Raw genomic sequence first — 26,595 nt, forward strand, 5'->3', positions numbered from 1 at the left:
CCGCCTGTCCTCGGCACTACCAGGCCACCAGCTGATCCCCGTCCAGCCCCCCCTCGGGCCAGACGGCCCGCACGATCCCGGCTGCCGCCAGGGCCTTGCGACAACCGGGGCAGGGCTCGTCGGTGATGTAGGCGGTGGCGCCCTTGGTGTCCCGGGTGGCGAAGAGCAGGGCATTCACCTCCGCGTGGATGGCGATGCAGAAGCCCGGGGTTCCGGGCCGGTCGTAGTCGCCCAGCCCGGGCACCTGGTCATAGCCCAGTTGGCCGCGGGGGCAGGCGCCCTCCAGGCAGTCGGGGCGGCCGGGCGCGGCCCCGTTGTAGCCGGTGGCGATGATCCGGCGCTCCAGCACCAGCAGGGCGCCCACCCGGCGTCGGGTGCACTTGGCACGGGCCGAGACCGCCGTCGCGATACCCAGGAAGTAGTCGTCCCAGCCGGGGACGGCGGCGGTCGGCGCCTGTTCAGTCATGGCGACATCCTAGGGAACGATGCCGCGCGCCGGTTCCCACCCTGCTTCTTGGACGGTTGCCCTGCCCACCCAACCGTCGGCTTGCCAGGGTTCTACCCCTCGGAGGCCGACGGTTCCACGCGCGGGGCGGCCCGACCGCGAGCACGGCGCCCCTTCGACGAGCAGGTCCGCCGGAGCTCAGCTGATCCCGAAGTCGTAGTCGTCGTAGGACCGCGGATCCTCTATCGGCTCGGCGTGGATCATCACGTGCAGATCCGGGTAGTCGGCCAGCAACGCATCGGTGATGTCCTCCACCAGGTCATGCGCCTGCTGCACGCTCCAGGCGCCGGGCACCAGCAGGTGCATGTCCATGAAGCGCCGGTTTCCGGATTCCCGGGTGCGCACACCATGGAACATCACGTGCTCGCCGGTGAAGCTCTCCAGGATCTCGCGGATCCGCTTGTTGTCCTCCTTGGGCAGGCTGACGTCCATCAGGCCCATCCCGGACTCGTGCATCAGCTTGCCGCCGGTGAACAGGATGTTGATGCCGACGGCCAGGGCCACCAGGGCGTCCAGCCGCGGCCAGTGCGTCAACCAGACCAGGCCGACGCCCAGCACCACGCCGACGGAGGTCCACACGTCGGTGAGCAGGTGCTTGCCGTCGGCCACCAGGGTCATGGAGCGATGCTTCTTGCCAGCCCGCAGCAGCACCCACGCGACGGTGCCGTTCAGCACCGACGCCACGACGGAGACCAGCAGGCCGATCCCGACATTCTCCAGTGGCTGCGGGTGGAGGAAGCGCTGCACGGCGGTCAGCACGATCACGCCGGCGGCGACGAAGATCATCGCCCCCTCGATGGCGGCGGAGAAGTATTCGGCCTTGCTGTGGCCGAAGTTGTGGTCCTTGTCCGGCGGCTTGATGGCCACCTTCAGCGCCACCAGGGCGACGACGGCGGCCACCAGGTTGACCACCGATTCCGCGGCATCGGAGAGCAGGCCGACGGATCCGGTGATCCGCCAGGCGACGGTCTTCAGGGCGATGGTGGCGACGGCGGCGGCAATCGAGAGCCACGCGAAACGGGTCAGGTCCGTGGGGGCGGTGGCGCGCGTGTTCACCGGGGCGCCGCCGGGGGTCTGGGCCGCGGCCGTGGGGGCAGGCGCCAGACCGGAATCAAGCTCGGGAGTCACGGCTCAATTCTGGACCACCCCCGCTGTGAGCCCGCTGGGCCCCCTCCCTCGCCGCCCCCACGTCCCGGCCCGGACATCGCCCGCCCCGAGTCCCGGCCGCTCGGGTTTCGTTTTCCCGCTACGGATATTTCCGTAGCGGGAAAATGAAACCCGAGCGGCTGTTGCGGGACCCCCGTCGATGCAGATCTGGCGACCGACCGTCGGGCCAGTTCCACGCAGTAGTCCTGCGGATAGGCCGGTTGACGCACACCGATGAGGCAGACACGGTCGCCCGCCCCGGGCCGCCAGTAGTCTGGGGCCATGGCTCGACGACCCTGGCTCGGCATCGGCGCCGTGATGCACCCGTCGCGCGAGGAACGCCAAGGGCTGGTGCTCTCCGGCGGCGGCTCCAAGGCCAGTTTTCAGCTGGGGGCGCTGCGCTACCTCTACGACGAAGTGGGCATCAACCCCAGCGTGGTGGTGGGCACCTCGGCCGGCTCCATCCTGGCCGCCCTGATTGCCCAGTCCAGCGACCCGCGGGAGCAGGCGGCCAGCATCCGCGCCCTGGAGGAACTGTGGCTGTCCATGACCCGGCAGAGCGACATGTTCACCGAGCGCGCCTGGTTCCGCCGCTTCCGCGCCCGCGGGCCGGAGCTGATGGCCCTGCTGCAGCGGGAGAACCGCGGCGGCACCTGGCTGGGCAGCACTGCGCGCACCCTGCCCCGGATCCAACTGCCCTTCACCCGGGGCTTCCAGATTGATCCCGACGACGAGCAGCAGGAGGACCTGGACAGCCCGGAGCAGGCCCAGGCCGAACTCACCGGGCAGCTGGAGACCCTGGCGCTGGCCACCCTGGACCCGGCGGTCAGCTCACCCGACCTGTCCCCCAGCCAGGTGATGACGATCATCGCCGGCCTGAGCCGGATGAAGGGCGTCGGCAATGACCTGGGCGTGATCCTCACCGGGGCGGAGAAGACCCGCTCCATGTACATCCCGGGCCCGATCCTGCGGGCGCTGTTGGGCGAGGGTGGGCTGTTCGACTCGGCCCGGGTGTCCACCTCCGGGCTGACGACGCGGATCGCGCTGGTCAGCCTGGAGACCGGCGAGCTGCGCTTCATGCGCGAGGACGGCCATCTGGTGGACCGCTACGACGTCGAGGTGCCGGGCGCGGTGCACGACTTCTCCCGCGGGGTGCTGGCGTCGTGTTCCATCCCGACGGTCTTCACCCCGGTGCCGATCGACGAGGAGCACTTCGTCGACGGCGGGGTGCGGGAGAACCTTCCGGCCGAGATGGCGATTGGCCCGCTGGGATGCACCACCAGCTACGTCGTCACCTCCAACGCGCCCGGGGTCAGGCCCTCGGAATCCTTTGCGGACAAGGACATGTTCGCCATCATGCTGCGGGCCACGGAGATCCAGTCCGACGAGACGGAGCGGGACGAGGTGGCCTATGCCCGCAGCGCCGGGGCAATCGTGATCGAGCCCGAGTTCGACGTGCACGACGCGCTGACCATTGACCCCGGGCTGATCCGGATCAACCGGGACTACGGCTGGATCCGGGCCGCGGAGCACCATCTGGGAGCGACGGCGGCCGAGCAGGCCCTGGGCCGCAGCATCATCGCGGCGCGTCGCCGGATCTGGGAGTTGGAACGCGACTATCTGGACGACAACCGAACGCACGACGAGCGGGACCTGCTGCTGCTGGCCCGGTTGAAGTACGACCTGCGGGAGCAGGTGCCCCGGCTGCGCGACGGGATTGCGCCCGAGGGCGCCGAGAACTGGTGGCAGCACTGGGAGGCCCACTCCTTCGAGCCCCAGATCGACCCACCCTGGATGGTCTGACCACCGAGGCGTTGCCCCTGGGACCTCCACGCTCCCCGAGCCTGACTCCACGCTCTCCGAGCCTGTCGAGAGGCCGGAGACCCAGGGCTCAGATCATGTCCCGCAGCTCGGCCACGCTCTCCACGATCAGGTCCGGGCGGTAGGGGAAGCGCTCCAGGTCCAACCGGCCGGTGATCCCGGTGAGCACCAGCACCGTGAACAGGCCGGCCTCCATCCCGGCGACGATGTCGGTGTCCATCCGGTCCCCGATCATCGCCGTCGTCTCGGCATGCGCGTCGATCTTGTTCATGGCGGAGCGGAACATCATCGGGTTGGGCTTGCCCACCACGTAGGGCTTGCGGTTGGTGGCGGCGGTGATCATCGCGGCGGCCGCGCCCGTGGCCGGCAGCAGGCCCTGGGCGCTGGGCCCGGTGGTGTCCGGGTTGGTGGTGATGAACTTGGCGCCGCCCACCACCAGCCGGATGGCCTGGGTGATCGACTCGAAGGAGTAGGTGCGGGTCTCGCCCAGCACCACATAGTCGGGCTCGGTGCTGGTCAGGATGAAGCCGGCCTGGTGCAGCGCCGTGGTCAGCCCCGCCTCACCGATGGCATAGACCCGGGCGCCGGGCTTCTGCCGCTGCAGGAAGGCGGCGGTGGCCAGGGCGGAGGTCCACAGGTTCTCCTCGGGCACCGTCAGGCCGGAGCGATCCAGCCGGGCACTCAGGTCCCGCGGGGTCATCGACGAGTCATTGGTGAGCACCAGGAAGCGGTGCGAGGTGTCAACCCAGCGTTGGATCAGCTCGGCGGCTCCGTTGATCGGCTGGTCCTCGTGGACCAGGACGCCGTCCTTGTCGGTCAGCCAGCATTCGATGTCTCGTGGGGTACGCACCCCTTCACCGTAGCCCGGGAAGATCAACGGATGGTGAACAATCCTTGGGCGCATGTCCCAGAAGTTCGTCCAAAGAGCACCCGCCGGCTTCTACCATGAGCCCGTGAAGTTCCTCACCGAGGCGCTGGGTGCGCTGCGCGAAGTGATCGTCGATGGGCTGCAGCTGTTGGCCCGGCACTGGCCCGCGCTGCTGGGTTGGTTCCTGCTGGGCGCCGCGGGCCGTCGCGGCTTCATGTGGTTGGCCGTCGCCACCGCCGACGTGAACCGCACCCTGGGCGCCCTGATCCTGCCGCTGGCGCCGATCAGCACCCTGCTCAGCCTGGTGATGATGCTGCGCAGCACCGCGGCGTCACTGCCCGCCTTCGCCGGTTTCACCCAGGCCCACCAGGGCCGCAACGAGCGCCTGCGCGGGCACCTGGTGGTGGCCACCGAGGTGCTGATCCCCTTCCTGGCGGTCTATTCGGCCCAGGGCCTGTTGCGCACCGACGTGACCACCTACATCCACTCCAACACCGCCGACGAGTGGCTCAACGAGGGACTCGCAGCGGACTTCGCCCGCTCCACCGTCGCGCCGGAATGGCTGCTGCTCACGCTGGTGGTGGTGGCCCTGGTGCTGCGCAAGACCATCGTGGGCTTCGAGCTGCCGCGTCGGCATCTGGGCTGGGCCGCCTTGAACGGCTATCTGGAGGCCCTGTGGATGGTCACCCTGGGCGCGGTGCTGACCCACCGACTGGGCGCCATCCAGGAGTGGGTGACCACCCGGGCGGTGATCGTCGGGATCATCGAGCAGTACCAGCGCTTCGTGGCGTGGGCCGGGGCGATCGGTACCGCCTTCCAGAGCCTGGTGGACGCCATCTCCACGCTCTTGGGCAATCTGTCAGCCATCGTCGTGCTGCCGGTGGCCTGGCTGGCGATCGGTGCCGCGGTCTACGGGGCCCAGCTGCGGGAGGGGACCCTGAGCGCCCCGGAGATCCGCACCCAGCAGTTGCGGCGGATTCCCAGCCCCGTGCGACGGGTGGTGGCCCAGAGCGTGGAGCCGGTGACCACCCCGGTCAAGGAGACCGCCGCCGCGATCGGCCGGGTGGCCGCCGCCGGCATCATCCCGATGGTGCTGTTCTGCCTGGTCTTCGTCGCCGCCGGCGAGCTCCAGGTGGGCGTCGCCTGGCTGCAGCGTTGGCTGGTGGGGCCGCAGGAAGGGCTGGCCCGGGTGGCCACCGAACCCTTCCTCCAACTGGGTCAGCAGGCGGTCTACTTCGTGGTGGCGATGGCGCTGCTGGCGGCCGCGGTCAACCGCGTCGTCGGCGCCCAGACCACTCTGACAAGCCCGGAGGGATCCACCGACGCCGGGACCCCCACGCCCCAGCACGCCGGCGCCTGAGGCCGTTCCGAGCCCAGTCATCGGCGGCCGAGACACCACCCCAACCACGGCGGCCGAGCCTGTCGAGGCCCCTCCCTGCAGGCACCGAAGGCGTCCGCCGAGCCCTGATCCGGGCCACGCACCGCCTCAAGAACACTGGACACCTGTCCTGTGGAACTTTGTGCTGTGAAGTCAACACGCAAGGTTCCACAGGACAAGCGACCTACTTGCCTACGTCTCACCTGCTCCGGTCAAGAAGCGCCTCCGACTCCACGCAGCCGCGGCGACAGGATCGGAAGTCAACTGGCTGGCCCAGCATTCGCAGGCCCGCCACAACCATCGCCGCGCAGGCGCACGGCCTCTGATCGGTGTCCGCAAAGCCGAAACGCATTGTCGTCTCACCTTGCAGGACGTGAAGATTGTCCCTGTCCATGTCTCGGAAGACAGCCGAACCGGTGTGGCCAAGGCGTCCATCCAGCTCAACCAGCAGGGGCCCATAGCGGATGTCGCGAAATCCCGCCCTGCTGCGTGTCTGGCGCACTCCGGCCGGCAGGCCGTGGGGACGCTCCACGTCCTGGAGCCACATCACCTCCAGCACGCTCAGTGCGCCCTGCCCCACATCACCCAACGCCCCGCGCACGACCTCCCGCCGCGGGAAGATGTCGAACTTCTCCAGCTCCGCCAGGATGCGCTTGGCCGTGGTCTTTCGGGAGTTCACGGCATCGGCCAGAATCGCCACCGTCTTGTCCGGGTGCTGTCGGACCAGGTCCAGCGCCGTACGTTCCACGGTGGTCCGGGGCGGCTCGCCCACCGACTTGAAGGGGATCCTGGTCCGCATCACCTCCCATGGCCCGGCTTGCACCGACCGGTGGCTGCTTGGAACCAGGAGCATGATCCGGTCGGAAGCTCGGTACCAGCCCTGCAACGCACCGGCGGTGTCCCGGGCCAGGGCGGCCCCCTCCCCCGCGGCCAGCAGCGCCAGCCATTGGCGGGTTCCTGCGCTCCACTCCCCAGTGTGGGCGACGTACAACCCGCGCCCCGCTCGCACCCAATGACCCTCCCGGATCAGCCGAGCCACCGCGCTACGGGGAAAGCCCACCATCCTGCATTGAGCTGCGCTGACTGCGCAGGCCTGAGCCGTGATCAGGTCACGCAGGGGTTCTGGAAGGGGAATCCGGGGCCGCATGCTTTCGAGCCTGCTGTCCCCGGGAGACCAGCGGAAGGGCCCGGCGCCGACGGACAACAAATGGACAACACCCTGTGAATCGGGCACAAGACCCTGGACAGCTGTCCCGAGGAAGTTTGTGTCGTGACTTCGGCACCCAAAGTTCCACAGGACAAGCGCCCCAGTCCGTCGATCCCCGGAAACCCGGGTTTCAGGAGACCGGCAAGGCCGCGTAGTGGGGCGGGCTCCACGCGATCCGCAGTTCGCCGGGCTCCGCCCCGTCGGGCAGCGCCCACAACCTGGTGCTCTCCCAGCTCGGCGGGCGCTCCTCCCCCTCATTGGGCGGCAGCACCTTGCCCGCGATCACCGCCGGCCCGCTGTGATCCCTGGGCACACACTCGTTCTCCACCGCGCCGCGGGCGGCGGCGCCCGCCTTCATGCCGACGCCGGGCACGAACCTGCGCCCCTGACGGTCCAGCAGGCTGACCCTGCAGCCGTTGAGCAGCGCTTCCGGGTCGGCCTCGAAGCGCACCACGCTGCGCCAGAGCGTCTGCCCGGGGGGCACGCTCCAGGAGCCGTCGGTCACCTTCTCGACCCTGACCAGGTGCATCGTGACGTCGATGGTGTAGTCAAAGCCCGTGTCCCGGGTGGGATGCACCAGGTGCACGGTGCCGTCGGTGGCGCGATGCGCCTGGTGGTACTGCTGCGTCCGGTAGAGCCGGAAGTAGGCCCACGACGACGAGGCGACGGCCAGCGCCAGCAGCGGCAGGAGCAGGGCCAGCCAGAGCCGGTTGCGTCGCCACCAGGACGTCGGGGCGGTAGTGAGTGCCATCAGGAGTTCTCCTGCTCCGCGTCAAAGGTGGCCGTGCTGGCCTCCAGCTTCTGGGCCCTGGCCTGGTCAATCTGCAGGTCGATCACGGCGACGTCATCGCCCTGCTGCCCACCGGCCGTTGGCACCTCATAGCGGGCGCCGGCCAGCACCCCCTTGGGCAGCTCGAAGATCTGCCGGCAGCCGTGCTCGATGCCGGGCAGGGACACGCCGCAGCTCAGCGTCACCGCCTGCTTGCCGCCGAAGCGTCGCCCGTCGACGGACACGATGCTGCCGGGGTCCAGCGACTCGGTGCTGTCCTTGGCGGTGTAGCCCAGGTCCACCACCAACCAGATGCCGCGGGTGGTGGCCACCCCGGAGTAGTTCTTCACCTTCGCAGCGCTGCTCACCCCGTGCACAGTGACGGACAGGGTGCGCATCGGCACCGCCTGACCCACCACACCGGTGCGCTCGTAGCGCTGCTCCAGCACGTCAGTGGGGTCGTGCAGGCGTTCATTGACCAGGGATCCGACGCTCATCGCCGCCAGCACGGCGACGGCCGTGGCGGCCTGTTGACGCCTCATGCCGCCTCCCTCATGACGCCAGCTTCTTGGTGGGAACGGTCACGGTGGCCGCCGGGGTGATGTCTCGCCAGCCCATCCCGCCGTCCAGATTGGAGGCCCGCCAGACCTGTGATGAGGCTATGACGGTCATCTGACTAGGGGTGGGACTGGCTGAATCCTGCCTGAAGACCGCCACGAACAACTGCTCCATCCCGGGCTGCAGGGACGGCATGTCCAGGCTGTCCTCGCGCAGGATTCGTTCCGGGTGGCAGACGCCGGGGACGGTCACCATGCCACCGGGGACGCAGCCCGGCACATCGATCCGCAGCGCCTCCTGGAAGATCACGGGCAGGACGGGATCCGGGTGCTCGGAGGTCACCTTGCCCACCACCAGCAGATAGCGCTGCCCCGGGGTCTTGCGCAGCAGTTTGGGCACCTCGTCGGCATACCAACTCTTGGTCACGGTGAGCTTGAAGGGCGACGCGGACAGCTCGGAACCCGTTGCCACCACAGGCAATTCCTCCTCGACAGCCCGGACATGGGACCAGCCGCCGAAGGCACCCACCAGCACCAGGCCGAGCGCAATCAGGCCAAAGACCAGGTTGGTGGGGGTGACGACGTCGGAGATCTGCTGAGCCCAGGCCCAGAGCCGACGCACGGCGGCCAGCCGCGACGGCGGCCGCTGACCGGTCTGCCCCGGGCTCTGGTCGGGGGTGGGCGACGACTCGACTGGGTCAGTCGTCTGGTCGTTCGTCCACATGGTTTTCAGGATAGGGGCTGAGCGGGTCGGTTGTTAGCCTGACCGTATCCCCCGATGAATTGTCCGAACCCCGTCCGAACGATCCGAAGGGCACCCAACCACGTGACCACCAATCGCCGCACCTTCCTTGCCATCGGCGCCGCCGGTCTGGCCGCGACCACCGTCGTCGGCTGCACCAAGGATGAGCCCGAGGAGCAGCCGAGCCCCAGCCCCAGCGACCCGAGCAGCGCGGGCGGCTCCGCCGGCAACCCGTCGGGACCCGCGGTCAAGGGCAGCCTGAAGGAGGCGATCCTGGCCGACAAGCCGCTGCTCTACCTGGACTTCCAGGACGACTCGGGCGCCAAGGCCCCCGCGGACCAGTCCGGCCACCAGCGCAAGACCGTGATGCACGGTGACAAGTGGTGGGTCAACGACGCCCTGAGCACCCCGGCACCCAATGGCGTGGGCCGGGCCTTCTACTCGGGCCTGAGCAATGACACGGCCTGGGTGGAGATTCCCGACGCGAAGGACTGGTTGGCCGAGGTGCCGACCACCGGCGTGACCGTGGAGATGTGGCTCTTCCAGGAGGAGCCGAACTTCAACCAGGCGCTGCTGGCCATCCCGTCGGACCAGGACCAGGTGGGTTGGGCCCTGGGTCTGGAACGCGACGGCACCGGCCTGGCGGCCGAGGGCCCCGAGTACAAGGGGGCACACTTCAAGACGGCCAGGACCACCAACCAGTGGCACCACTACGCGCTCACCGTCACCGACAAGGGCGGGGTCAACGGCTACCTGGACGGCAAGCAGGTGGGCACCGGCAACATCGGGCCCTACAAGGGCAAGGTCACCGGCGCCGCCGTCGGCACCCGGGACGTGAAGAAGGGCACGGGCGCCTCACTGTCCGGGCAGTGGTCCCAGTACGCCATCTTCGGCTCCCCGCTGCCCGCGGACCGGATCAAGGCACACTACGACGCGGCGGTCGCCGCCAATGCCCAGCCCGTCGTGCGGGGCGTCGACGCCTACTTCGGCGGCCCGGAGAACTACTACAAGCAGTTCACCAATGCCGAGGTGCTGGCCGACGCCACCCGCTTCCCCGTCGCCGAGTGGTGGATCAACGGCACGGTGGAGGAGCTGAAGCAGGAGAAGAACTACACCCACGGCGGTGTGGTGGTGGACCCGAAGGTCACCCCGGAGGCGTTGCAGCAGTCCGGGATGTGGGCCATCCGCACCACCGGGATGGACATGAACGGCAAGGCCGGGGCGGAGACCGTCGGGTGGCTGCCCGAGGACGAGGCCGACATGGACAGCGTCAAGATGAAGAAGCTGGAGGAGAACCTGGACAAGCACCCCAAGGGGTACCTGGCCTACTCCAACTTCGGCACCGGCGTCACCATCTCCTCGATTGACCGCTACCGGGTCAAGCCGCTGATCGACCGGCCGGACCTGCACCAGGTCTCCGCCGACCTCTACTCCTACTGCGTGCATCCCACCATGCGCTCGCAGGTGGCCAAGGCCTGGAACCTGCCCGAGGACGTGATCCGTCGCGCCGCCGCCCACGGCATGGTGGTGGAGCGTTGCCGCGCCTTCCTCAGCCGCCCCATGCCGGTCTGGGGCGTGGTGGCGATTGGCCATGCCAATGTGGTGCGCAAGGGCGAGCCCGGCTACGGCTCGGTGCCCACCGCCGACGAGGTGGAGGGTGCCCTGATGTCCTGCATCACGGCGGGCGCCAGCGGAATCCTGATCTTTCCCCAGACCTTCGCCGACGACAAGCCGGCGCCGATCTGGAAGGCCAGTGAAACCTACAAGGTGGGCGACACCGTGCGGGATTCCAAGGAGGAGTACCGCTTCTGGTACTGCCGCAGCGAGCCGAAGAAGGGCGTCGACCCACGGGAGGTGACCGACGACTCCTGGCTGAGCTGGCGTCCCGGCGCCTTCGGTGTGCGCAACGACGGTCACTACGCCCGCGGCGTGAGCGATCGGGTGAAGAAGGTGACCGCACGGCTGCAGACCCTGGCGCCGGTGCTCTACTCCCAGTCCGAGCCGCGCACCTTCCATGCGGACCTGCACACCCGTTACTGGCCCAAGGCGCCCGACGGCCACAGCTACCTGATTGCGATGCAGCGGATCCAGCACGAGAAGGGCACCTACGAGTTCCGCCTGCCCGAGGGGGTCACGCCGGACCAGCTTGAGGTGATGGAGGAGAACCGGACTGTCGCGGTGAAGGACGGGGTGTTCAGCGACACGTTCGAGAACGAGTGGGAGCACCACCTCTACCGCTGGAAGTCCTGACCTCTGGTGGAGTCGGCGAGGGGCGGGGTCGACGCCGGGCCGGCAACCTCTGGCGCTGCGTCTCGTCGACGCTCGCTCGCGTCTCCTCGCGGAAACGCGCTGCGAGACTCGGGATCCGACGACGACCCCACGACACCCGAGCCCGACCCAACCACGGTGGCCGAGCCTGTCGAGGCCCCGCCCCGCGACGGCCGAACCCGTCGCGGCGACCGTCACGGCGGGCAGCCGAGCGACAGTCGCTACACTGTCGCGAGCGCCCCTATAGCTCAGCTGGCAGAGCAGCGGACTTTTAATCCGCGGGTCCAGGGTTCGATCCCCTGTGGGGGCACGACTGCGGGTCGCGACTGAGCGACATCACTGCGGAGGAGGTTGCCATGCGCGGTTTCCTGGTGGTGCTCCTGGTCGGCCTGGTGCTGCTGGCGCTGGCGGCCTGGCGGGACCGGCAGACCCGTCGGATTGCCGAGGGTCGGCTGGGCGCACCGCTGGAGAGCCTGACGCCACCCAGCCCGTCGGATCCCGACGCCGGCCAGCGGGAGGCGCTGGAGAGCTTCCGCGCCAGCCAGCCCCGGTACGACGCCGTTCTGGCGGACCAGCGCTTCGCCAGTTGGGCCAAACCCCCGACGGCCGAGGCCGCCCAGGTGGACCTGCTCTGTTGCCCCGAGGGCGTGGGCAGCCTTCGGGAGCTCTTGCCCAGCCTGCAGAAGGCACGGGCCAGCCATCGTGGCCTGGTGCTGGTCTGCCCCGGCTTCGACGAGGACTTGCTCACCCACCTGGTGACCACGGGCGGCCCGGCCCGCCCGGTGCCCCTGCTGGCCAGCCCGCAGACCTGCCGGGAGCTGGCCGACCTGACCGGCGCAACGCCGGCTGACCGGACAGATCTCCAGTCCGGAGCGGCCCCACGCCTGCACGGCACGGCTCGACGGGTGGTGGCCGACGCCACCGGTTGTTGGCTGGACGCCTCACTGGGTGAGCCGCCCGCCTGAACCCTCGAGGACAGCTTGAGGGTTTGCGGGCAGCCCCCGGTCTCCGCGCCGTCATTTCCCATTCACCGGGACGCCTGTCCAGAGCGTCGTCATGTCATCTGGAGGATCCCGCTTGACGTCAAGCGATTCCACCTCTTTCGAGCGGCCAGTCCCCGTCTGGACAGCCATCCACGGTTCACCCGGAGGTTGCCCGCGCTTGCTTGCCTGCAAGGAATCCAGCGAATCGGTCAGTCGCAGGACCGTACTGCCGCTGCCTACAGTCCTTGCCCGTGGCCACGACGCGGCGAAGGTCGGGGCCGACAGCTTGGCTCGACAGCACACGGCCGTGGCCGTTGAAAGGGAACCCCATGTCTGCACTGCGAACCACCCGCCCACTCGTCGCGACGGCGATGGCCGCGGCCCTGCTGGCCGGTGGCGCCCAGGTCTCCACCCCCGCCGCGCAGGCCGCGCCGCAACCGGCAAGGACGGTGAACAAGGCCAAGGCCGGCCAGGCCACCACCACGTCGGACCTGTCGGTCCGCTCCCAGGCCAGCACCAAGTCCAAGCGGGTCGGCATCCTCAAGAAGGGCAGCCGGGTGGCCGTGACCGGCAAGCGAGTGAACGGGATGGCCCAGATCCGCTGGCAGGGCAAGCTGCGTTGGGTGAGCGCCAAGTACCTGAAGGGCGCCGGCTCAGCCGCCCAGACCACGACGGCCCAGCCGCTCAAGGCCGGCATCCTGAAGGCGACGGTCACCCTGGCGATCCGCGAGCAGCCCAGCACTGCGTCGAAGCGGGTGGGCACCATCGCCAAGGGCAATGAGGTGGCCATCACCGGCAAGCAGGTCAATGGCATGGCCCAGCTGTACTGGATGGGGAACCACCGCTGGGTGAGCGCGAAGTACCTGTCCCGCGGGGGCGTCGCGGCCACCCCACAGGCGCGCAACCGCGCCCCGCAGAATGTCGTCGCCTACAACCCGCTTGCCCTGCCGGGGTCCACCGTCGCGGCCAAGCGGGTGGCGGCCGTGGTCACCACCGACCACCCGCAGATCCGCACCATCCACGGCATCCGGATTGACCCGGGATCCGACCACCACACCGGCCGCGCCGTGGACGTGATGCTGCCCAACTACCGCTCCAACCAGGCCCTGGGTTGGGAGATCGCCAACCAGATGCGGTCCCGCGCCGACGAGCTGGGCATCACCTACGTGATCTTCCAGCAGAAGATCTGGTCCGTGGCCCGTGACGGCGAGGGTTGGCGTCCGATGGCCGACCGGGGCAACGACACCCAGAACCACATCGACCACGTGCACGTCTCGGTTCGCTGACCCGCGCCGGGCCTACCCTCCCCGGTTTTGAGCCCCGAGCGAATGCCCCTAGACTTGGACGGTCGCGTCCCCATCGTCTAGCGGCCCAGGACACCGCCCTTTCAAGGCGGCAGCGCGGGTTCGAATCCCGTTGGGGATACAACACAGAAGTGGGGGGGGGGGGGGGGGGAGGGATACAAGGAGGGAGGGCCCTACACCGAAACACCCACTATCCCCTCCGGCCAGTGGAAACACTGACCGGAGGCCACTTCCCGCAGTCGGACATTCACTGGCACTGGACGCCATTGGAGGACGCGTCTGTAACCACTCCCAGAACCCTGTCTCCGGGATGTCCGCTACCGCTACCGCGCCAGCCTCAGCGTCGTGATCTCAAAGGCCCTCAACTGCACGCGCAGATTGGATCCATTGATGAGCGGGAGTTCTTCCAGTGGGCGCTCAAGGAGATCCGTTCGAACCGCGGTGGCGAACTGGCTCCCCAGTGTGAGCGTTGCCGTTCGTTGTTGGCCGGTCGATTCGTAGAGACGAATGACGACGTCACCCGAGCGGTCTTCAGCGAGCTTCACGGTTTCTGTCACGACGAGGGGATCATCAACCGAGACCAAGGGGTCGGCCGGCGCCCCTCCCCCATGGATGACTCTTGTGGGACGTGACAGCACAAGCCCGGCCCGAATTGCGTCGGCAACTGTCCCACTGCCGATCAGGAAGTCCAGTTGGTGGTGGCCAATGTCGGCGGCCGGGTCTGGGAACTTGGGGCCGCGTACCAGGGATGCCCCGATCCGCGTGATGGGGCCGCCCTGGTCCCGATCGGCATGGATTCCCCAGCCGTACGTCGCGGCGTTGGCGATGAAGATCCCTCGCTCTCCTTCGCCGACATGGACCCAGCGTTGAGCTGCGGTCTCGAACCGAGCCTCGTCCCAGCTGGTGTTGGCGTGGGTGGACCGGCTCAGGTGCCCGAACTGGATCTCGGAGGTTGCCTTGTCACTGTTGATGGCAAGCGGCAGGTACCACTTCAGCAGTTGTTGCTGTTCCTGCCAGTCGATGTCGAAGGAAATGTGTACGCCCAGTTCATGTGGCCTGATGGTCTGACGAATCGTGGATTGGCCAATCTGGTGTTCGACGAGCACCTGGCCTTCCTCGCGGTGGACGACGGTGCTCGACATTGGCCGTCCACGGTCTCGGTAGAAGCCCTCAATGTCCCAAGCGTCCCAACGGTTCGGGATGTCGGGATGCAGCATCAGTTGTCCACAGCCCGCCGCGACATGGTCGCGCCCGGTCTCCAGGTCGATCATCGCGTCGAGCTGCCCATTCTCGGCCACCTGGACCCGAAGGGAGCCGCCGGTAACCGTGATGAGTGCGCCGTCGCCGGCCAGTTCAACGGGCCGGCGGTTGTGGGGCTCTGGCTCCGCGGAGATGGACAGCGGTGGAATGCCTCCGGCAGGGAAGGGAGCCGGGTTGGCAATGAGCCGAATGTCTCCCTGGCCCGCAAGGGTGGCCAGTGCCCGCTGGATCAGCGTCTGGCTGCGGCTGGTGATCTCGGCATGCATCTGCTCTGCCTGATGGTGAACCCAGGCAATGGATGAGCCGGGCAGGATGTCGTGGAACTGCAGCAGGAGTAGATCCCGCCACAGACTGGCCAGCTCCTCGTAGGGATACACGCTGTCTCGTTGGATGGCAGCGGTGGCCGACCAGAGCTCAGCTTCTGCCAGCAGGCTCTCGTTGCGCCGGTTGCCTTCCTTGGTGCGGTGTTGAGACGTCAGGGTGCCGCGGTGGTATTCCAGGTAGAGCTCACCCCTCCACACCGGTGCCCCTGGGTACTCGTCGAGTGCTTCGGCGAAGAACTGCTGGCTGGTGGACAGTTTGACTCGGGGGGAGCCCTCCAAGGATGCAAGTCGGTGGGCTCGTTGGGTCATCTCACGGGTAGGGCCACCTCCCCCGTCGCCATAGCCGTAGGGGACGAGGGACTTGGTCGCTCGGCCCTTCTCCGCGAACTGACGCTCCGCCTTGGCCAGCTCTGCGCCCCGCAGTTCGGCGGTGTAGGTGTCGACGGGCGGGAAGTGGGTGAAGATGCGCGTGCCGTCAATCCCCTCCCACCAGAAGGTGTGGTGGGGGAAGCGGTTGGTGTCATTCCAAGACAGCTTCTGGGTGAGAAAGAAGCGTTTCCCTGCGCCCTGCGCGATCTGGGGCCAGGCGGCGGTGTAGCCAAAGGAATCAGGAAGCCAGACCTCGACGGGTTCCACGCCGAACTTCTCCATGAAGTAGGTGGTGCCGTGCAGGAATTGGCGCACCAATGACTCCCCGGAAGGGAGGTTGGCGTCGGCTTCCACCCACATGCCACCGACAGGAATGAACCGCCCTTCGGCGACCCGGGCGGCGATCCTGGCAAACAGTTCGGGGTGGTCTTGCTCGATCCAGGCGTACTGCTGCGCGGATGAGCAACAAAAGGTGAACTCGGGGTCTATGTCCATCAGGGCAAGGACATTCGAGAAGGTCCGGGCGCACTTTCGCCGGGTCTCGCGCAGCGGCCACAACCAGGCGGAGTCGATGTGCGCATGACCCACCGCGTGCGCCTCGTGTGAGGTGGCATTTGCCGGGCTGTCGAGCAGTGGCTGGAGGGTCTGCCGCGCGACGGGCAGGGATCCGTGAACATCCTGGAAATCAACGGCGCCCAGCATGTCGTCAAGGCCAGCCGTGAGATGGGCCGCGCGCGTGGAATCGACTGGCAGCTCTCGCCACAGTTCCAACAGGACCTCGATGTCCCTGGCCAGACCCTCGGCGCACTCGTCGATCTGGACGATGACGGCCTCGCCCAGGACGTACAGGGGCTGTTCGCCTGCCGTGGCGAGATCGCCCAGCGGGGTGGGGGTGGCCCAGTTCCCGTAGGCGATGGTGGGATTCGCGGAGGCCTCGACCCACACATCCACCCGGTCACCATTGATCGGGATCCAGCGATTGTCTGGTTCGATGCCCTTGATGATCTGCCCGTCGGGTGTGTAGACGGTCGCCTCGCACTGGAATCCAGTCAGCCCCCGGGCGAAGCCCAGATCGAACGTCGCTTCGACGCGGACACCCTCCCTGCGTTCCCACCGACGCGGAACCTCCCCGGTCAGGTGGAACCAGACGGTCCCCCATGGCCGCCCCCACGGCCGCCCCTGCTCGACCGGTTCATACCGCTGAGCAGTGGCAACCCCAAACTCAACTGGCTCGCCGGGGGCCTGCCACATCTGGACCTGCAGGGGTGCTCGGTCAATCACCAGCGCGGGCTCAAGCTGCTCCCGCAGGAAGCGCACGAGGCGTTGCTCGGTTCTGGTGCGGTGATCGTGCATGTCAAAACCCCTTTGGGAGCTCGGTCAGCCCTTGGTGGCGCCAGCGGTCAGACCGGACACGATCCAGCGGGACGCGATGCCGAACAGAATCATGGTGGGCAGCACCGCCAGTACAGCGGCCGCGGACAGCGGACCCCAGTCGACGTTGAAGCTGGTGATGAAGCCGTTGAGGGCGGTGGGGATGGTGCGCTTCGTATCGGTGTTGATCAAGGTCACCGACAGGAAGAGCTCATTCCAGCAGTTCACGAAATTGAAAATGTAGGTGGCTATCAGGCCGGGACCCATCACAGGGATGATCACCCGACGCAGGGCAGTCATCCGGGTGCATCCGTCGACCATCGCGGCTTCTTCCAGAGCTTCGGGAACGTTGTCGAAGAAGCCCTTGAGCATCACCGCCGAGAACGGGATGCAGACCGCGACGTAGACCAGCGCCAGGCCGGCGCGGGAGTCGATCAGATGCAACTTCACCAAGAACTGGTAGAGCGGGCCCAGAGCAATGAAGGCCGGGATCATCTGGGTGACCAGGAAGGCCATCACGATGGCACCGCGCCCGCGGAACTGGAAGCGGGAGATCACGTAGGCCGACAGGGTCGCGATGGCAGTGGCAACGAGGGCAGCAGACAGCGACACGACCAGCGAGTTGATGATGTTGTCGCCGAACTGGGAGACCTGGAACAGGCCCCGGTAGTTGTCCAGCGTCGGCTGGGACGGCAGGTACTGCACGGGGTACGCCGCGATCGCACCCGCATCCTTCAGCGAGGTCACGAAGATCCAGTACAGCGGGAACAGAGTGATCGCCATCCAGACGGTGAGACCGGCGACGCGCGTCATCCGGAGCAGGAATGGGTCACGGGCGGTCATGCGGCACCTCGCTCTCGGGTCAACAGGGCGAGGTAGGCCCCGGTGAAGACCATCAGGATGACCATGATCAACAGCCCAAGGGCCGATGCAAGGCCGTAGGTTCCCTGCTGGGTGAGCTGCACCAGCCAGGTGGTGGCGATGTGGGTCTGATCGGCCGGGCCACCGCCGGTCATGGCCCAGATGATGTCCGGGAAGTTGAAAATCCAGATCACCCGCAACAGGACGGTCAGGATCAGCGTGCTGCGGATGTAGGGAATGGTGATCTGCCACAAGGTGCGGAACCGCGAAGCGCCATCGATGGCTGCCGCCTCGATCAACTCGTCGGGCACTGACTGGAGCGCTGCCAAGATCATCATCGCGAAGAAGGTGACCCCGTACCAGACATTCGCCACGACTACCGAGACCATCGCCAGCTTGGGATCGGAGAGCCAGGGCAAGGGGGAATCGATGATGCCAACCTTGGTGAGCAGGTCATTGACCACACCGAATTCGGAATTGAACATCCAGCGGAAGACCAGCCCGATCAGGAAGCCGGAGACCGCCCACGGGTAGAAGACCAGAGCCTGGTAGAGGCCCCGGAAACGGAACTTCTTGCGAAGCGCAAGGGCAAGCAGGAACCCCAGCACCAACTGCGGAATGATCGAGGCCACCACCCAGACGAGAGTGTTCGTCATGATCCTCGTGAAGTTCGCGTTCTCCGCGATGGTGCGGAAGTTCTGCAGCCCCACCCACGGCGTGTTGGTCAGGTCATACATGTTCCATTCACGGAAAGCCATCTGGCTTCCCCGGAGCATCGGGTAGTAGGTGAAGGTCACGACGAACAACAGCGCGGGAGCCAAGAAGGCGAGGATCAGCCATCCATTCCGGTGGGTAAAGGAACGCTGGCCGGCGCGGGGGCGGGTGGTGCCCGCCCCCGCCACGGGGGCTTCGGACGGGGAAGCCTCAGACACGAGGAATCAGCCCTTCCACTTTCCGGTCCAGAACTGGTCCCAGCCCTTCAACATGTCCGCGGTCGACATCTTGTCGGTCAGCACCTTCTGGAGGTCGGCCTCGGAGCGCTGCATCCATTCGGTCCACCAGGCTGCACCACGCGGCTCCTCACAGCTGAGGAAGACGTCCGGCTTCGAGGTCATCTCCACGTAGGCTGCCCACGGGCCAGTCTTGAAGAAGGGATCCTCGCCGGCCGCCTTCTGGATCGGCACCAAGCTGTTCTCCTTGGCGAAGGTCGTGGACGCATCACCCGACAACCACTGGACCAGCTTGACGGCTTCGGCGGTGTGCTTGCTCTTGGCGGCGACCCCCCAGCCGGCGGTCGCCTTCGGCCAGGTGGCCTTGCCCGACGGTCCCTGGACCAGCGGCGCGACCGACCACTGGTCTTCCTTGAGGCTGGACTTCTTCACCGCGGCAATGACCTCCGGATCCTGCAGCAGGAAGGCGGTCGACCCGTTGGTGAAGCCCTGCACCATCTCGGTGAAGCCCCAAGCCACCGACGATGGCGGGGAACCCTTCTTGAACAGCTCGAGGTACTTGTCCAAACCCTTCTGCGCGTTCGGGGAGGTGAAGATGGAGGCACCGGACTTGAGCTTGTACACGTTGGTCAGGTCAAGCTCGTCGGCACAGTAGGCCTCCAGGATGCTCATCAACTGCCCGGCAGAGTTCTTGCCGCCGCGGAAGGCGTAACCATAGCGATTCTTCGCGGGATTCTGGATCTTGCTGGCCTGCTCCACCAGTTCCTCCCAGGTCTTCGGAGCCCCCGCAAAGCCAGCCTCCTTCACCAGGTCCGTGCGGTAGTACAGGCTCAGCCCGTAGAAGCCATAGGGGATGAAGTAGCTCTTCCCGTCGGGAGACTTGGTGAACTTCTTGGCCTGGTCGGTGAGCTTGTCCATCCCGTCCCATGCCTGGAGTTCCTTGGACATGTCATACAGCCAGCCGTTGTTGCTGAAGGGCCCCACGGTCAGGTCACGAACCTCCAGCACATCGATCCCCGAACCAGCTTGCAGCATCTGCTGAATCTTGCCGTCGGCCTGCTCGGTGGGCGGCGAGACCAACTGCACCTTGATGGTCGGGTTGGCCTTCTCGAAGTCGGCAATGAGCTTCTTGATCAGCTTGGTGCGCTCGGGGCTGGCAAGACTCTCCACCATCTGCAGTGTGACCTTGCCATCACCGCCGCCCGAGGACGAGCCCCCGCCGCAGGCGGACAGGGCTGCCATGCCAACTCCCGAGCCAGTGGCCAGGAGGAGTTCGCGTCGGTTGATCTTCATTGATCGTTCCTTTCCTGGAGTTCAGCCTCGATCCACTCGGCGAGGATCGGGATGCCGTGGTCTGTCATCGCAGAGATGTCGGCCTCGGTGGTGTAGGCGTGCGCCGAGAGCCGTACGTAGGCCTGGTCATCAATATTGGTGAACGCCGAGACGATGCCGGTTCGGTTCATGAAGGGAACTCGCAGGGCATCGGTGCTCTCGTGATCCCAAGCCCGCGTCCCGGGCAGCCGCGCGAGCAGCAAGGGCCCCACCGACTGGCCCACATCCGGTAGCGGATCTTCGACCCCCAAGGCGCTGAGCGCCTCCGCGACCCGCTCCCGGGCGCACGCAATCGCCATGCGTGAATGCTCCCGAATCCGGCGCCAGCCGAGCTCGGTTTCCAGATGCTCATAGGCCAGCGGGGCGCACAGCCATGCGGTGTTGTCAATGGTCCCTTGAGCGTCGAAGCGTCTCGGGAAGGGGTATGGGGCATCCCATGAGGCGATCACGGGATACAGGTCCAGCTCCGGGTTGTTGCACACCAGCGCTGCGGCGCCCATCGGGGCGCACCAGAACTTGTGCAGGTTTCCGACCCACACATCCGCCTCATGTTCCACGGGATCCTCGAGCACTCCCGGAGCATGGGCGCCATCCACATAGACCAGGGCACCGAGTTCGTGGGCCACCCGGCACAGCTCCGTGGTTGGGAAGGCGCGCGCGGTGGCCGAGGTGACTTGGTCTACCACGAACAGGCGGGGACGATGCCTCTTCACGGCGTCGTGCACCAGCGCACAGACCTCGTCGGCGGTGGCCGCCATCGGAATCTCGATGGTGTGCAGGGCTCCACCGGTCCGACGAGCCAACCGCTCGGCCCCCATCACGACCGCACCGTAGCCGTGACTTGTCACCAGGACATCTATTGGCCCACGGTTGTCCAGCGCATTGAAAGCACACGAGATGCCGGCGCTGAGATTCGACACGAAGGCCGTACGCTGCGCGTCCGATCCCAGCTGTCGCGCGACCCGAGTTCGCGCCTCGGCTACCCGGTCCGGCAGCTCGCAAATCCACTTGACCGGATTGCGCCGCATCTCGGCATGGAGGCCTTGCTGGTGCTGGATCACGGCCTGTGGGACCGCTCCGAATGACCCATGGTTCAGGTGGTGGAAGTCGGGGTCCAATGCCCACAGCTCAGCCGCCGGCCGACCGTCACGGGTCAGCAACGGTGGGAAGATCGCAACCATGAGAACCTCCTTCTGTCAGACAGCTTGCTACCAAAGAAGGCGTTGCGTCAATGAATCTGACCAACTTTGTTAGATTTGTCAGACAGGAGGGATCATGCGAGGAAAAGTTGACCAAGCACTGGATGGCCTGCGACACATGATCGCCACTGGCGATCTGCAGCCGGGGGACCGGCTGCCCAGCGAAAGCGAATTGTGTGAACAATTCGACGTGTCACGAAGCTCACTCCGTGAAGCACAGAAAATGCTGGTGATGGCGGGGGTGCTGGTGACCCGCACCGGTTCAGGCACCGTGGTCTCCGATCTGAAGCCCGAGGACTACATGTCCGGGCTGCAAATCTCCGTACCGCTGCTCCCTCTGGACACCTACCTCGAGCTGGTCGACCTGAGATGTCTGCTGGAGGCGCACGCCGCAGCCCAAGCTGCCGCGCGCCTGACAACCGACCAGATCCATGAACTTCGGCGGCTGGCCGACGATCTCGCCTCAAAGCCGTGGAACCCCACCGGCGCCGACACCGACGATCAGTTCCACCTGCTGATCGCCAGCGCCACCGGCAACCAATCGGTCACCACCTTGATCAACATCATCCGAACGCGCGGCCGTCACTACCGAGTCTTCGACGACGACACGGCCCAACTACTCAAGGCCCAGAGCGACGCCGCCCACACCCGAATCCTCCATGCAATCGAGGACCACGACCCGAACCGAGCACACGCGGAGATGTGTGCTCACGTCCGCACCACCCTTGACTGGCTCAGGGGCATGCACCCTGCTCCGCAGGTTGAGTAACTGACACCAGGGCGACGACTCGCGCGCCGGGGTGTGGCCAGCGCAGGCCATACGCTGGCCGCATGGAGCAGAGCAGCTATCGCGCGGCCAGCGCCCGCAGCATCGCCCAGCAGGTCCGCGACGGACACTGGACGGCCACCGAGGTCACCGACGCGGCCCTGGCCGAGATCGGCCGACTCAATCCGGAACTGAACGCCTTCACCGTGGTGCTGGCCGACGAGGCCCGGGCGGAAGCTCGTAGGGTCGGCGCGGATGCGGCGCTGCGGCAGGGCCCGCTGGCCGGCGTCCCGATTGTCATCAAAGCGGAGCTGGACGTCGCCGGACAGGTCACCACCTTCGGCGGTCACGGCAATTCCACCCCAGCCGCGGCGGACTGCCGGGTGGTGTCCCGGCTGCGTGCCGCGGGGGCGGTGATCGTCGGGATCACCACCATGCCGGAGTTCGGCCAGTTTCCGTTCACGGAGCCGCAGCGCTTCGGCCAGACCATCAACCCCGTCGCCCCGCGGCACACGGTGGGCGGCTCCAGCGGCGGATCGGCCGCGGCGGTCGCCTCCGGGATGGTGCCGGTGGCAATCGGCGGCGACGGGGGCGGGTCCATCCGGATCCCGGCCGCGTGTTGTGGGCTGTTCGGGCACAAGGGAACCCGCGGCCTGGTCTCCCCCAGCCCGGCGAAGGACTTCTGGGGCCCGCTGGCGCTCTCGGGGCCGTTGAGCCGCGACGTCGCCGACTCCGCGCTGGTCTACGACGTGATAGCGGGCAATGAGGCCACGGACACCTACCAACTCCCCGAGCGCGCCACCGAGCTGCTGCCGTCCGCCCTCACCGACCCGCGCCGCCTGCGGATTGGGTGGACCACCCGGTCCGCGGGTCACATCCCGGTGGATCGGCAGGTGGCCGAGGCCACCGAACGCTTCGCCCACCGGCTCTCCGAGCTGGGGCACCAGGTGGTGCCGCTGGCGGGACGGCTGCCCAACCACGCCGCCACCTTCCTGCCGCTGATGCTTGCCGGTGTGCTGGAGGAGGCGGAGGCGGTGGAGCATCCCGAGCGGCTGGAGCGGCTCACTCGGGCCGGCGCCGCCCGCGGCCGGCTGCCGGGCCAACGCCGGGCGGCACAGCGGGCCGAGGCTGCCTGCGAGGCCCTGGCCACCCGCCTCGACGACCTGCTGGGCGAAGCGGACATCCTGCTCACCCCCACCCTGACCCGTCGGATCCCACCCCTGGGTCAGCTTGACGGCGTGAGCTGGTCCCGTGCCATCTGGCGCTCCGTGCCGATGAGCAGTTTCACGTCGCTGGCCAATGTGACCGGGCACCCCGCCGCCTCCCTTCCGGCCAGCCGGGATGGCGACGGGCTGCCGATCGGGGTGCAGGTGATGGCGCGGCGCGGCCGCGATGACCTGCTCTTCGCCCTGGCCGGCCAGGTGGGGCGAAGCCTCGGCTGGCCGGCGGATCCACCGGCCAGCCGCCAGCACTGACGCCGTCCTGCGGACCCCTGCACCCGTCGCGCCGTAGGCTCCAACTGCCCCCCATGCAACCAGTCCCCTCCTCCAGGCGTACAGGAATCATGACCACTCCTTCGATTGCCCCCGAATCGACCATGCCCGAGCCACCCACCCCGGAATTCGAGCTACCCACCCGCCTGCAGGTGGGCGCCCCGCTGTCCGAACGCCACCCGTGGCTCTATCCCGTCGCGGTGCGGGCGCACCAGACCCGACGGTGGCTGCGTTGGCAGGTGGGAGCCGAGAAGTGGGCCCACGAGCGCGAGACCGAGCCCCTGCCGGTGCGGATCAAGCTGCACAAGTCCCTGCTGCTGCGGCAACTGGGCGAATCGGAGATGTGGTTGCAGCACAACAAGGTCACCAACCTGCGGCTCGCGTGCCAGCAGACCAATGGGCTGCTGATCCGCCCCGGCGAGTCCTTCTCCTTCAACAAGGTGGTGGGCAACTGCACCAGGAAGCGCGGCTTCGTAGAGGGCATGCGCCTGTCCAATGGCAAGGCCCGGCCCGGCGTCGGCGGTGGGATCTGCCAATTGGCCAATCTGCTGCACTGGATGTTCCTGCACTCGGACCTGACCATCGTGGAGCGCTCGGAGCACTCCTTCGACCCCTTCCCGGACAATGGCCGGGTGCTGCCTTGGGGTGTGGGCTGCTCGATCGTCTACAACTACGTGGACCTCGTCGTCCGCAATGACACCGACGCCACCTTCCAGCTGCTGACCACGGTGGGCGAGCGCTATCTGGAAGGCGAACTGCGCTGCGACCAGGAGCGTCCGCACTCCTACCGGGTGCACGCCCGCAATGAGGAATTCCTGACCAAGGGTGGCGAGTTCTTCCGCCGCAACGAGATCTGGCGCGACGTGATTGACCGTCGCACCGGCAACCGCACGGGCGACCAGCTGGTCAAGCGCAACTGTGCGCAGGTGATGTACCTGCCCGAGGGCGTCGACATCATCCAGCTGGACGGCTGACCTCGCCTTCCGCGTGCGCCACCGCCGGATGCCCATTAGGGCATTGGGCATGGGGCAGGTTCCGACCGAGGCGGCGGCCACGCATCCATGCGCGCTGGACGTTCACCCAATTGACGCCATTTGCTCCCGAAGTGTCCGTCCGTGCGTCACCACGACGGGCGGCGGGTGACCCCGGACGCATCGATCATCTTTGTGACCGAACTCACACTGCTCGAAAGGGTTGACCCGATGCGCACTCGTCTCCTGGCCGTCGCCGCGCTGATCCCGGCGGTTGCCGCCACCACCGCAGTCCCGGCCTCCAGCGCCCCGCTGCCGGACCGCTCCGTCCCCGGCAAGGTGCGGCTGTCCGCCAAGACCACCAAGGGCGCGGCCCCGCTGCGTCATGTCGCCTCCTCCCGGGTCAAGTGCTCCGGGCAGCTGCTGGAGCGCAGGACGATGGTCCGTGGCGGCAAGGCCGTCGGCTACCTGGAGATCTGGTTCAACCCGAAGGTGGCCAACGGCACCGGAATCGCCTGCTTCAAGCACGCCGGCCGGATGAAGGGCCGCACCGCCCAGACCGGCGTCGCGGTTGCGGCCGCCAAGTCCCAGAAGGGCCTGCGCTCCCCGCGGGTGATCGTCGGCGCCAACGGCCCCGTCAAGAACCAGGTGGGCCCGGTGGCCATCGGCGGCGTCAAGCGCAATGGCTACTGCTTCACCGGCCGGGCCACCATGGTGGTTGACGGCCGCAACCTGGCCGTCAACTCCAAGGCCTGGTGCTGGACGGTCCGCTACGTGCGTCGCTGACCCTGACCACCCCAAGCAGACCAGAACCCCGCCTGACGAGGACGTCGGGCGGGGTTCTGCACACTTTTCCGGACCTTTGACCAGAACTGCCTTCGGCAACCCTCCGAGGTGCCACGATGGACCTGTCCAGTGACAACTCGTGAAAGGCCCTCCAATGGACCACTTGGCAGACATCCAGAAGTACTCCCCCAAGGCCGACGCAGACGTGGTTGCGGCCATGGAGAAGACCTACCGCCTCGTGCTGAGCAAGCCCGACTCGTCGATGGTCTCCTTCAGCGACCCGGCCGAGCTGGCCACGGTGCGGGAGAACTTCGTGAAGAAGAAGCTGGGCATCAGCGGCGACGACGCCGAGCTGGACTCCCAGATCAAGAAGATCGGCGAGCAGATTCCGGGGCGCAAGAACCGGCTGACCGTCTACTACCTGCTGGCCGAGCACTACCAGAAGCTGGGCGTGTTCAAGGCCTGAGCCGGTGGGCGGCTGGTTGACCCCGGCCCACCAAACAACGAAACACCGAGAAACCGAGCGCCGGGTGCCCCTGCAATCCCCCGATCAGCAGGCACACCCGGCGTTTTGGTTGCAGCGGAAGCCCTCGTGTGAGCGCTTCAACGGCTGCACAATCCATCCTGACCCACGACTCCTGTGAACACAAGTTAATCCTTAACGGCGTGTTTGCTTGGCCACTGAGACATCTGACCTGACGGGCGCCCCCGGGGGTGGCCTCGACACCCCTCCGGTTGACCAACAGACCAACAGCTCCACCCATGACAAGCCACCCAGCGGACAAAACCCCTTGTCACGGGGTTTTTGGCCGCGTCGCCAGTCTCGATTTCACATTTGCCCCAAGTTCACGCTATATTTTTCGAGCTGCCTGATCCGGCAGCCGGCCGGATCGGAAACGATCCAGCAAGGGCCGCAAGGCCCCGTAGCGCAGTTGGTTAGCGCGCCGCCCTGTCACGGCGGAGGTCGCGGGTTCGAGTCCCGTCGGGGTCGCGAAAGCGGTGATGGAAACATCACCGCTTTTGTGTTGATGGATCTTCGCCGATCCGTTGGCACGTTGAGGATGTGCTTCCACCACTCCTCAGCACTGGCCAGGTAGCTCAGCTGGTAGCAGCGTTCGCCTGAAAAGTGAAAGGTCACCGGTTCGATCCCGGTCCTGGCCACCACGAAAAACCCGCCCTGGCCGCAGGGCGGGTTTTCTGCTTCCCGGCCGGTCTTCTCGGCTCGGCGTCGGCGTCTGGGGGTTAGCGGCAGAAATGTGTGTATGGCTTCGGGCGTGTCATGGTCGCCAGCGGCCGGCCCAGCCTTTCTGGATGCCGTTGCCGTCTTCCCAGCTGAAGTTGGTGCCGGGTTGTGGGCCGAGGGGTT

At 67.2% G+C, this 26,595-nt stretch carries 22 protein-coding genes, 4 tRNA genes and 1 pseudogene; 14 read left to right on the forward strand and 13 right to left on the reverse strand.

Going from position 1 to position 26,595, the window contains the following annotated elements:
• Positions 1-16: 16 nt before the first annotated feature.
• On the reverse strand, positions 17-466 hold the full coding sequence (locus tag AAEX60_RS15175; protein WP_342104598.1) for a deoxycytidylate deaminase: 450 nt from the start codon (positions 464-466) through the stop codon (positions 17-19).
• A gap of 177 nt (positions 467-643) precedes the next feature.
• Entirely contained in the window at positions 644-1,561 is a 918-nt protein-coding gene (locus AAEX60_RS15180) for a cation diffusion facilitator family transporter (protein WP_342104644.1), read from the reverse strand.
• A gap of 372 nt (positions 1,562-1,933) precedes the next feature.
• On the opposite strand from AAEX60_RS15180, the gene AAEX60_RS15185 reads away from it, so the two are divergent.
• Positions 1,934-3,454 (forward strand): patatin-like phospholipase family protein, encoded by a 1,521-nt coding sequence (locus AAEX60_RS15185; RefSeq protein WP_342104600.1) that lies wholly within the window; start codon positions 1,934-1,936, stop codon positions 3,452-3,454.
• An 88-nt stretch (positions 3,455-3,542) separates the two neighbouring features.
• Here AAEX60_RS15185 and AAEX60_RS15190 read toward each other — a convergent pair whose 3' ends face one another.
• Positions 3,543-4,376 (reverse strand): HAD-IIA family hydrolase, encoded by an 834-nt coding sequence (locus AAEX60_RS15190; RefSeq protein WP_342104602.1) that lies wholly within the window; start codon positions 4,374-4,376, stop codon positions 3,543-3,545.
• On the opposite strand from AAEX60_RS15190, the gene AAEX60_RS15195 reads away from it, so the two are divergent.
• A complete protein-coding gene (locus AAEX60_RS15195) occupies positions 4,375-5,700 on the forward strand; it encodes a hypothetical protein (RefSeq protein WP_342104604.1) in 1,326 nt (441 codons plus the stop codon). The two genes, AAEX60_RS15190 and AAEX60_RS15195, sit on opposite strands and share 2 nt — an antisense overlap.
• 217 nt (positions 5,701-5,917) lie before the next feature.
• On the opposite strand, the gene AAEX60_RS15200 is transcribed toward AAEX60_RS15195, so the two are convergent.
• From AAEX60_RS15200 to AAEX60_RS15215, 5 genes and pseudogenes are all read right to left on the reverse strand, one after another.
• Positions 5,918-6,490: a hypothetical protein gene (locus AAEX60_RS15200; protein ID WP_342104605.1), complete on the reverse strand. Its 573-nt coding sequence runs from the start codon at positions 6,488-6,490 to the stop codon at positions 5,918-5,920.
• 222 nt (positions 6,491-6,712) lie between these two features.
• Positions 6,713-6,865, reverse strand: a pseudogene (locus AAEX60_RS16420) (hypothetical protein); the annotation flags it as partial.
• 190 nt (positions 6,866-7,055) lie between these two features.
• Positions 7,056-7,676, reverse strand: coding sequence for a hypothetical protein (locus AAEX60_RS15205; RefSeq protein ID WP_342104607.1), 621 nt, complete (start codon positions 7,674-7,676; stop codon positions 7,056-7,058).
• Complete coding sequence (locus AAEX60_RS15210; protein ID WP_342104609.1) at positions 7,676-8,236, reverse strand: hypothetical protein; 561 nt, start codon at positions 8,234-8,236, stop codon at positions 7,676-7,678. Before AAEX60_RS15210 ends, AAEX60_RS15205 begins: the two co-directional genes overlap by 1 nt.
• A gap of 10 nt (positions 8,237-8,246) precedes the next feature.
• On the reverse strand, positions 8,247-8,975 hold the full coding sequence (locus AAEX60_RS15215; protein ID WP_342104611.1) for a hypothetical protein: 729 nt from the start codon (positions 8,973-8,975) through the stop codon (positions 8,247-8,249).
• A gap of 102 nt (positions 8,976-9,077) precedes the next feature.
• On the opposite strand from AAEX60_RS15215, the gene AAEX60_RS15220 reads away from it, so the two are divergent.
• The 5 genes from AAEX60_RS15220 to AAEX60_RS15240 all read left to right on the forward strand — a co-directional run bounded on the left by AAEX60_RS15220 (position 9,078) and on the right by AAEX60_RS15240 (position 13,669).
• Complete coding sequence (locus AAEX60_RS15220) at positions 9,078-11,243, forward strand: LamG-like jellyroll fold domain-containing protein (RefSeq protein WP_342104613.1); 2,166 nt, start codon at positions 9,078-9,080, stop codon at positions 11,241-11,243.
• A 255-nt stretch (positions 11,244-11,498) separates the two neighbouring features.
• Positions 11,499-11,571 (forward strand) — tRNA-Lys (locus tag AAEX60_RS15225).
• 46 nt (positions 11,572-11,617) lie between these two features.
• Entirely contained in the window at positions 11,618-12,226 is a 609-nt protein-coding gene (locus AAEX60_RS15230; protein WP_342104615.1) for a hypothetical protein, read from the forward strand.
• A gap of 347 nt (positions 12,227-12,573) precedes the next feature.
• Positions 12,574-13,530, forward strand: coding sequence for an SH3 domain-containing protein (locus AAEX60_RS15235; protein WP_342104617.1), 957 nt, complete (start codon positions 12,574-12,576; stop codon positions 13,528-13,530).
• Between the two features lie 66 nt (positions 13,531-13,596).
• Positions 13,597-13,669: transfer RNA gene (locus AAEX60_RS15240), tRNA-Glu, on the forward strand.
• A gap of 202 nt (positions 13,670-13,871) precedes the next feature.
• Here AAEX60_RS15240 and AAEX60_RS15245 read toward each other — a convergent pair.
• Genes AAEX60_RS15245 through AAEX60_RS15265 form a run of 5 tightly spaced genes read right to left on the reverse strand, consistent with a single transcriptional unit; the run spans position 13,872 to position 21,195 of the window.
• Positions 13,872-16,853: an alpha-mannosidase gene (locus AAEX60_RS15245; RefSeq protein ID WP_342104620.1), complete on the reverse strand. Its 2,982-nt coding sequence runs from the start codon at positions 16,851-16,853 to the stop codon at positions 13,872-13,874.
• A gap of 24 nt (positions 16,854-16,877) precedes the next feature.
• Positions 16,878-17,714, reverse strand: coding sequence for a carbohydrate ABC transporter permease (locus AAEX60_RS15250; RefSeq protein WP_342104621.1), 837 nt, complete (start codon positions 17,712-17,714; stop codon positions 16,878-16,880).
• Positions 17,711-18,664: a carbohydrate ABC transporter permease gene (locus tag AAEX60_RS15255; RefSeq protein WP_342104623.1), complete on the reverse strand. Its 954-nt coding sequence runs from the start codon at positions 18,662-18,664 to the stop codon at positions 17,711-17,713. The genes AAEX60_RS15250 and AAEX60_RS15255 overlap by 4 nt, the downstream gene beginning before the upstream one ends.
• 6 nt (positions 18,665-18,670) lie before the next feature.
• Entirely contained in the window at positions 18,671-19,975 is a 1,305-nt protein-coding gene (locus AAEX60_RS15260; RefSeq protein WP_342104625.1) for an ABC transporter substrate-binding protein, read from the reverse strand.
• On the reverse strand, positions 19,972-21,195 hold the full coding sequence (locus tag AAEX60_RS15265; protein ID WP_342104628.1) for an aminotransferase class V-fold PLP-dependent enzyme: 1,224 nt from the start codon (positions 21,193-21,195) through the stop codon (positions 19,972-19,974). Before AAEX60_RS15265 ends, AAEX60_RS15260 begins: the two co-directional genes overlap by 4 nt.
• A 94-nt stretch (positions 21,196-21,289) precedes the next feature.
• Between AAEX60_RS15265 and AAEX60_RS15270 the strand changes: the two genes are divergently transcribed.
• From AAEX60_RS15270 to AAEX60_RS15300, 7 genes are all read left to right on the forward strand, one after another.
• Positions 21,290-21,982, forward strand: coding sequence for a FadR/GntR family transcriptional regulator (locus AAEX60_RS15270; protein WP_342104631.1), 693 nt, complete (start codon positions 21,290-21,292; stop codon positions 21,980-21,982).
• A 62-nt stretch (positions 21,983-22,044) separates the two neighbouring features.
• Positions 22,045-23,454, forward strand: coding sequence for an amidase (locus AAEX60_RS15275; RefSeq protein WP_342104633.1), 1,410 nt, complete (start codon positions 22,045-22,047; stop codon positions 23,452-23,454).
• An 89-nt stretch (positions 23,455-23,543) separates the two neighbouring features.
• Positions 23,544-24,446, forward strand: a complete 903-nt coding sequence (locus tag AAEX60_RS15280) for a VanW family protein (protein ID WP_342104635.1) — start codon at positions 23,544-23,546, stop codon at positions 24,444-24,446.
• Between the two features lie 228 nt (positions 24,447-24,674).
• The gene (locus AAEX60_RS15285) at positions 24,675-25,229 is read left to right on the forward strand and encodes a hypothetical protein (RefSeq protein ID WP_342104638.1); all 555 of its coding nucleotides are present in this window, start codon (positions 24,675-24,677) and stop codon (positions 25,227-25,229) included.
• Between the two features lie 154 nt (positions 25,230-25,383).
• Positions 25,384-25,695 (forward strand): DUF2853 family protein, encoded by a 312-nt coding sequence (locus AAEX60_RS15290; protein WP_342104641.1) that lies wholly within the window; start codon positions 25,384-25,386, stop codon positions 25,693-25,695.
• A 451-nt stretch (positions 25,696-26,146) separates the two neighbouring features.
• Positions 26,147-26,220 (forward strand) — tRNA-Asp (locus tag AAEX60_RS15295).
• Between the two features lie 96 nt (positions 26,221-26,316).
• A tRNA-Phe gene (locus AAEX60_RS15300) sits at positions 26,317-26,393 on the forward strand.
• The last annotated feature ends 202 nt before the right edge of the window (positions 26,394-26,595 follow it).

It is taken from the genome of Luteococcus sp. H101, from assembly GCF_038433155.1.
Lineage (GTDB): Bacteria > Actinomycetota > Actinomycetes > Propionibacteriales > Propionibacteriaceae > Luteococcus.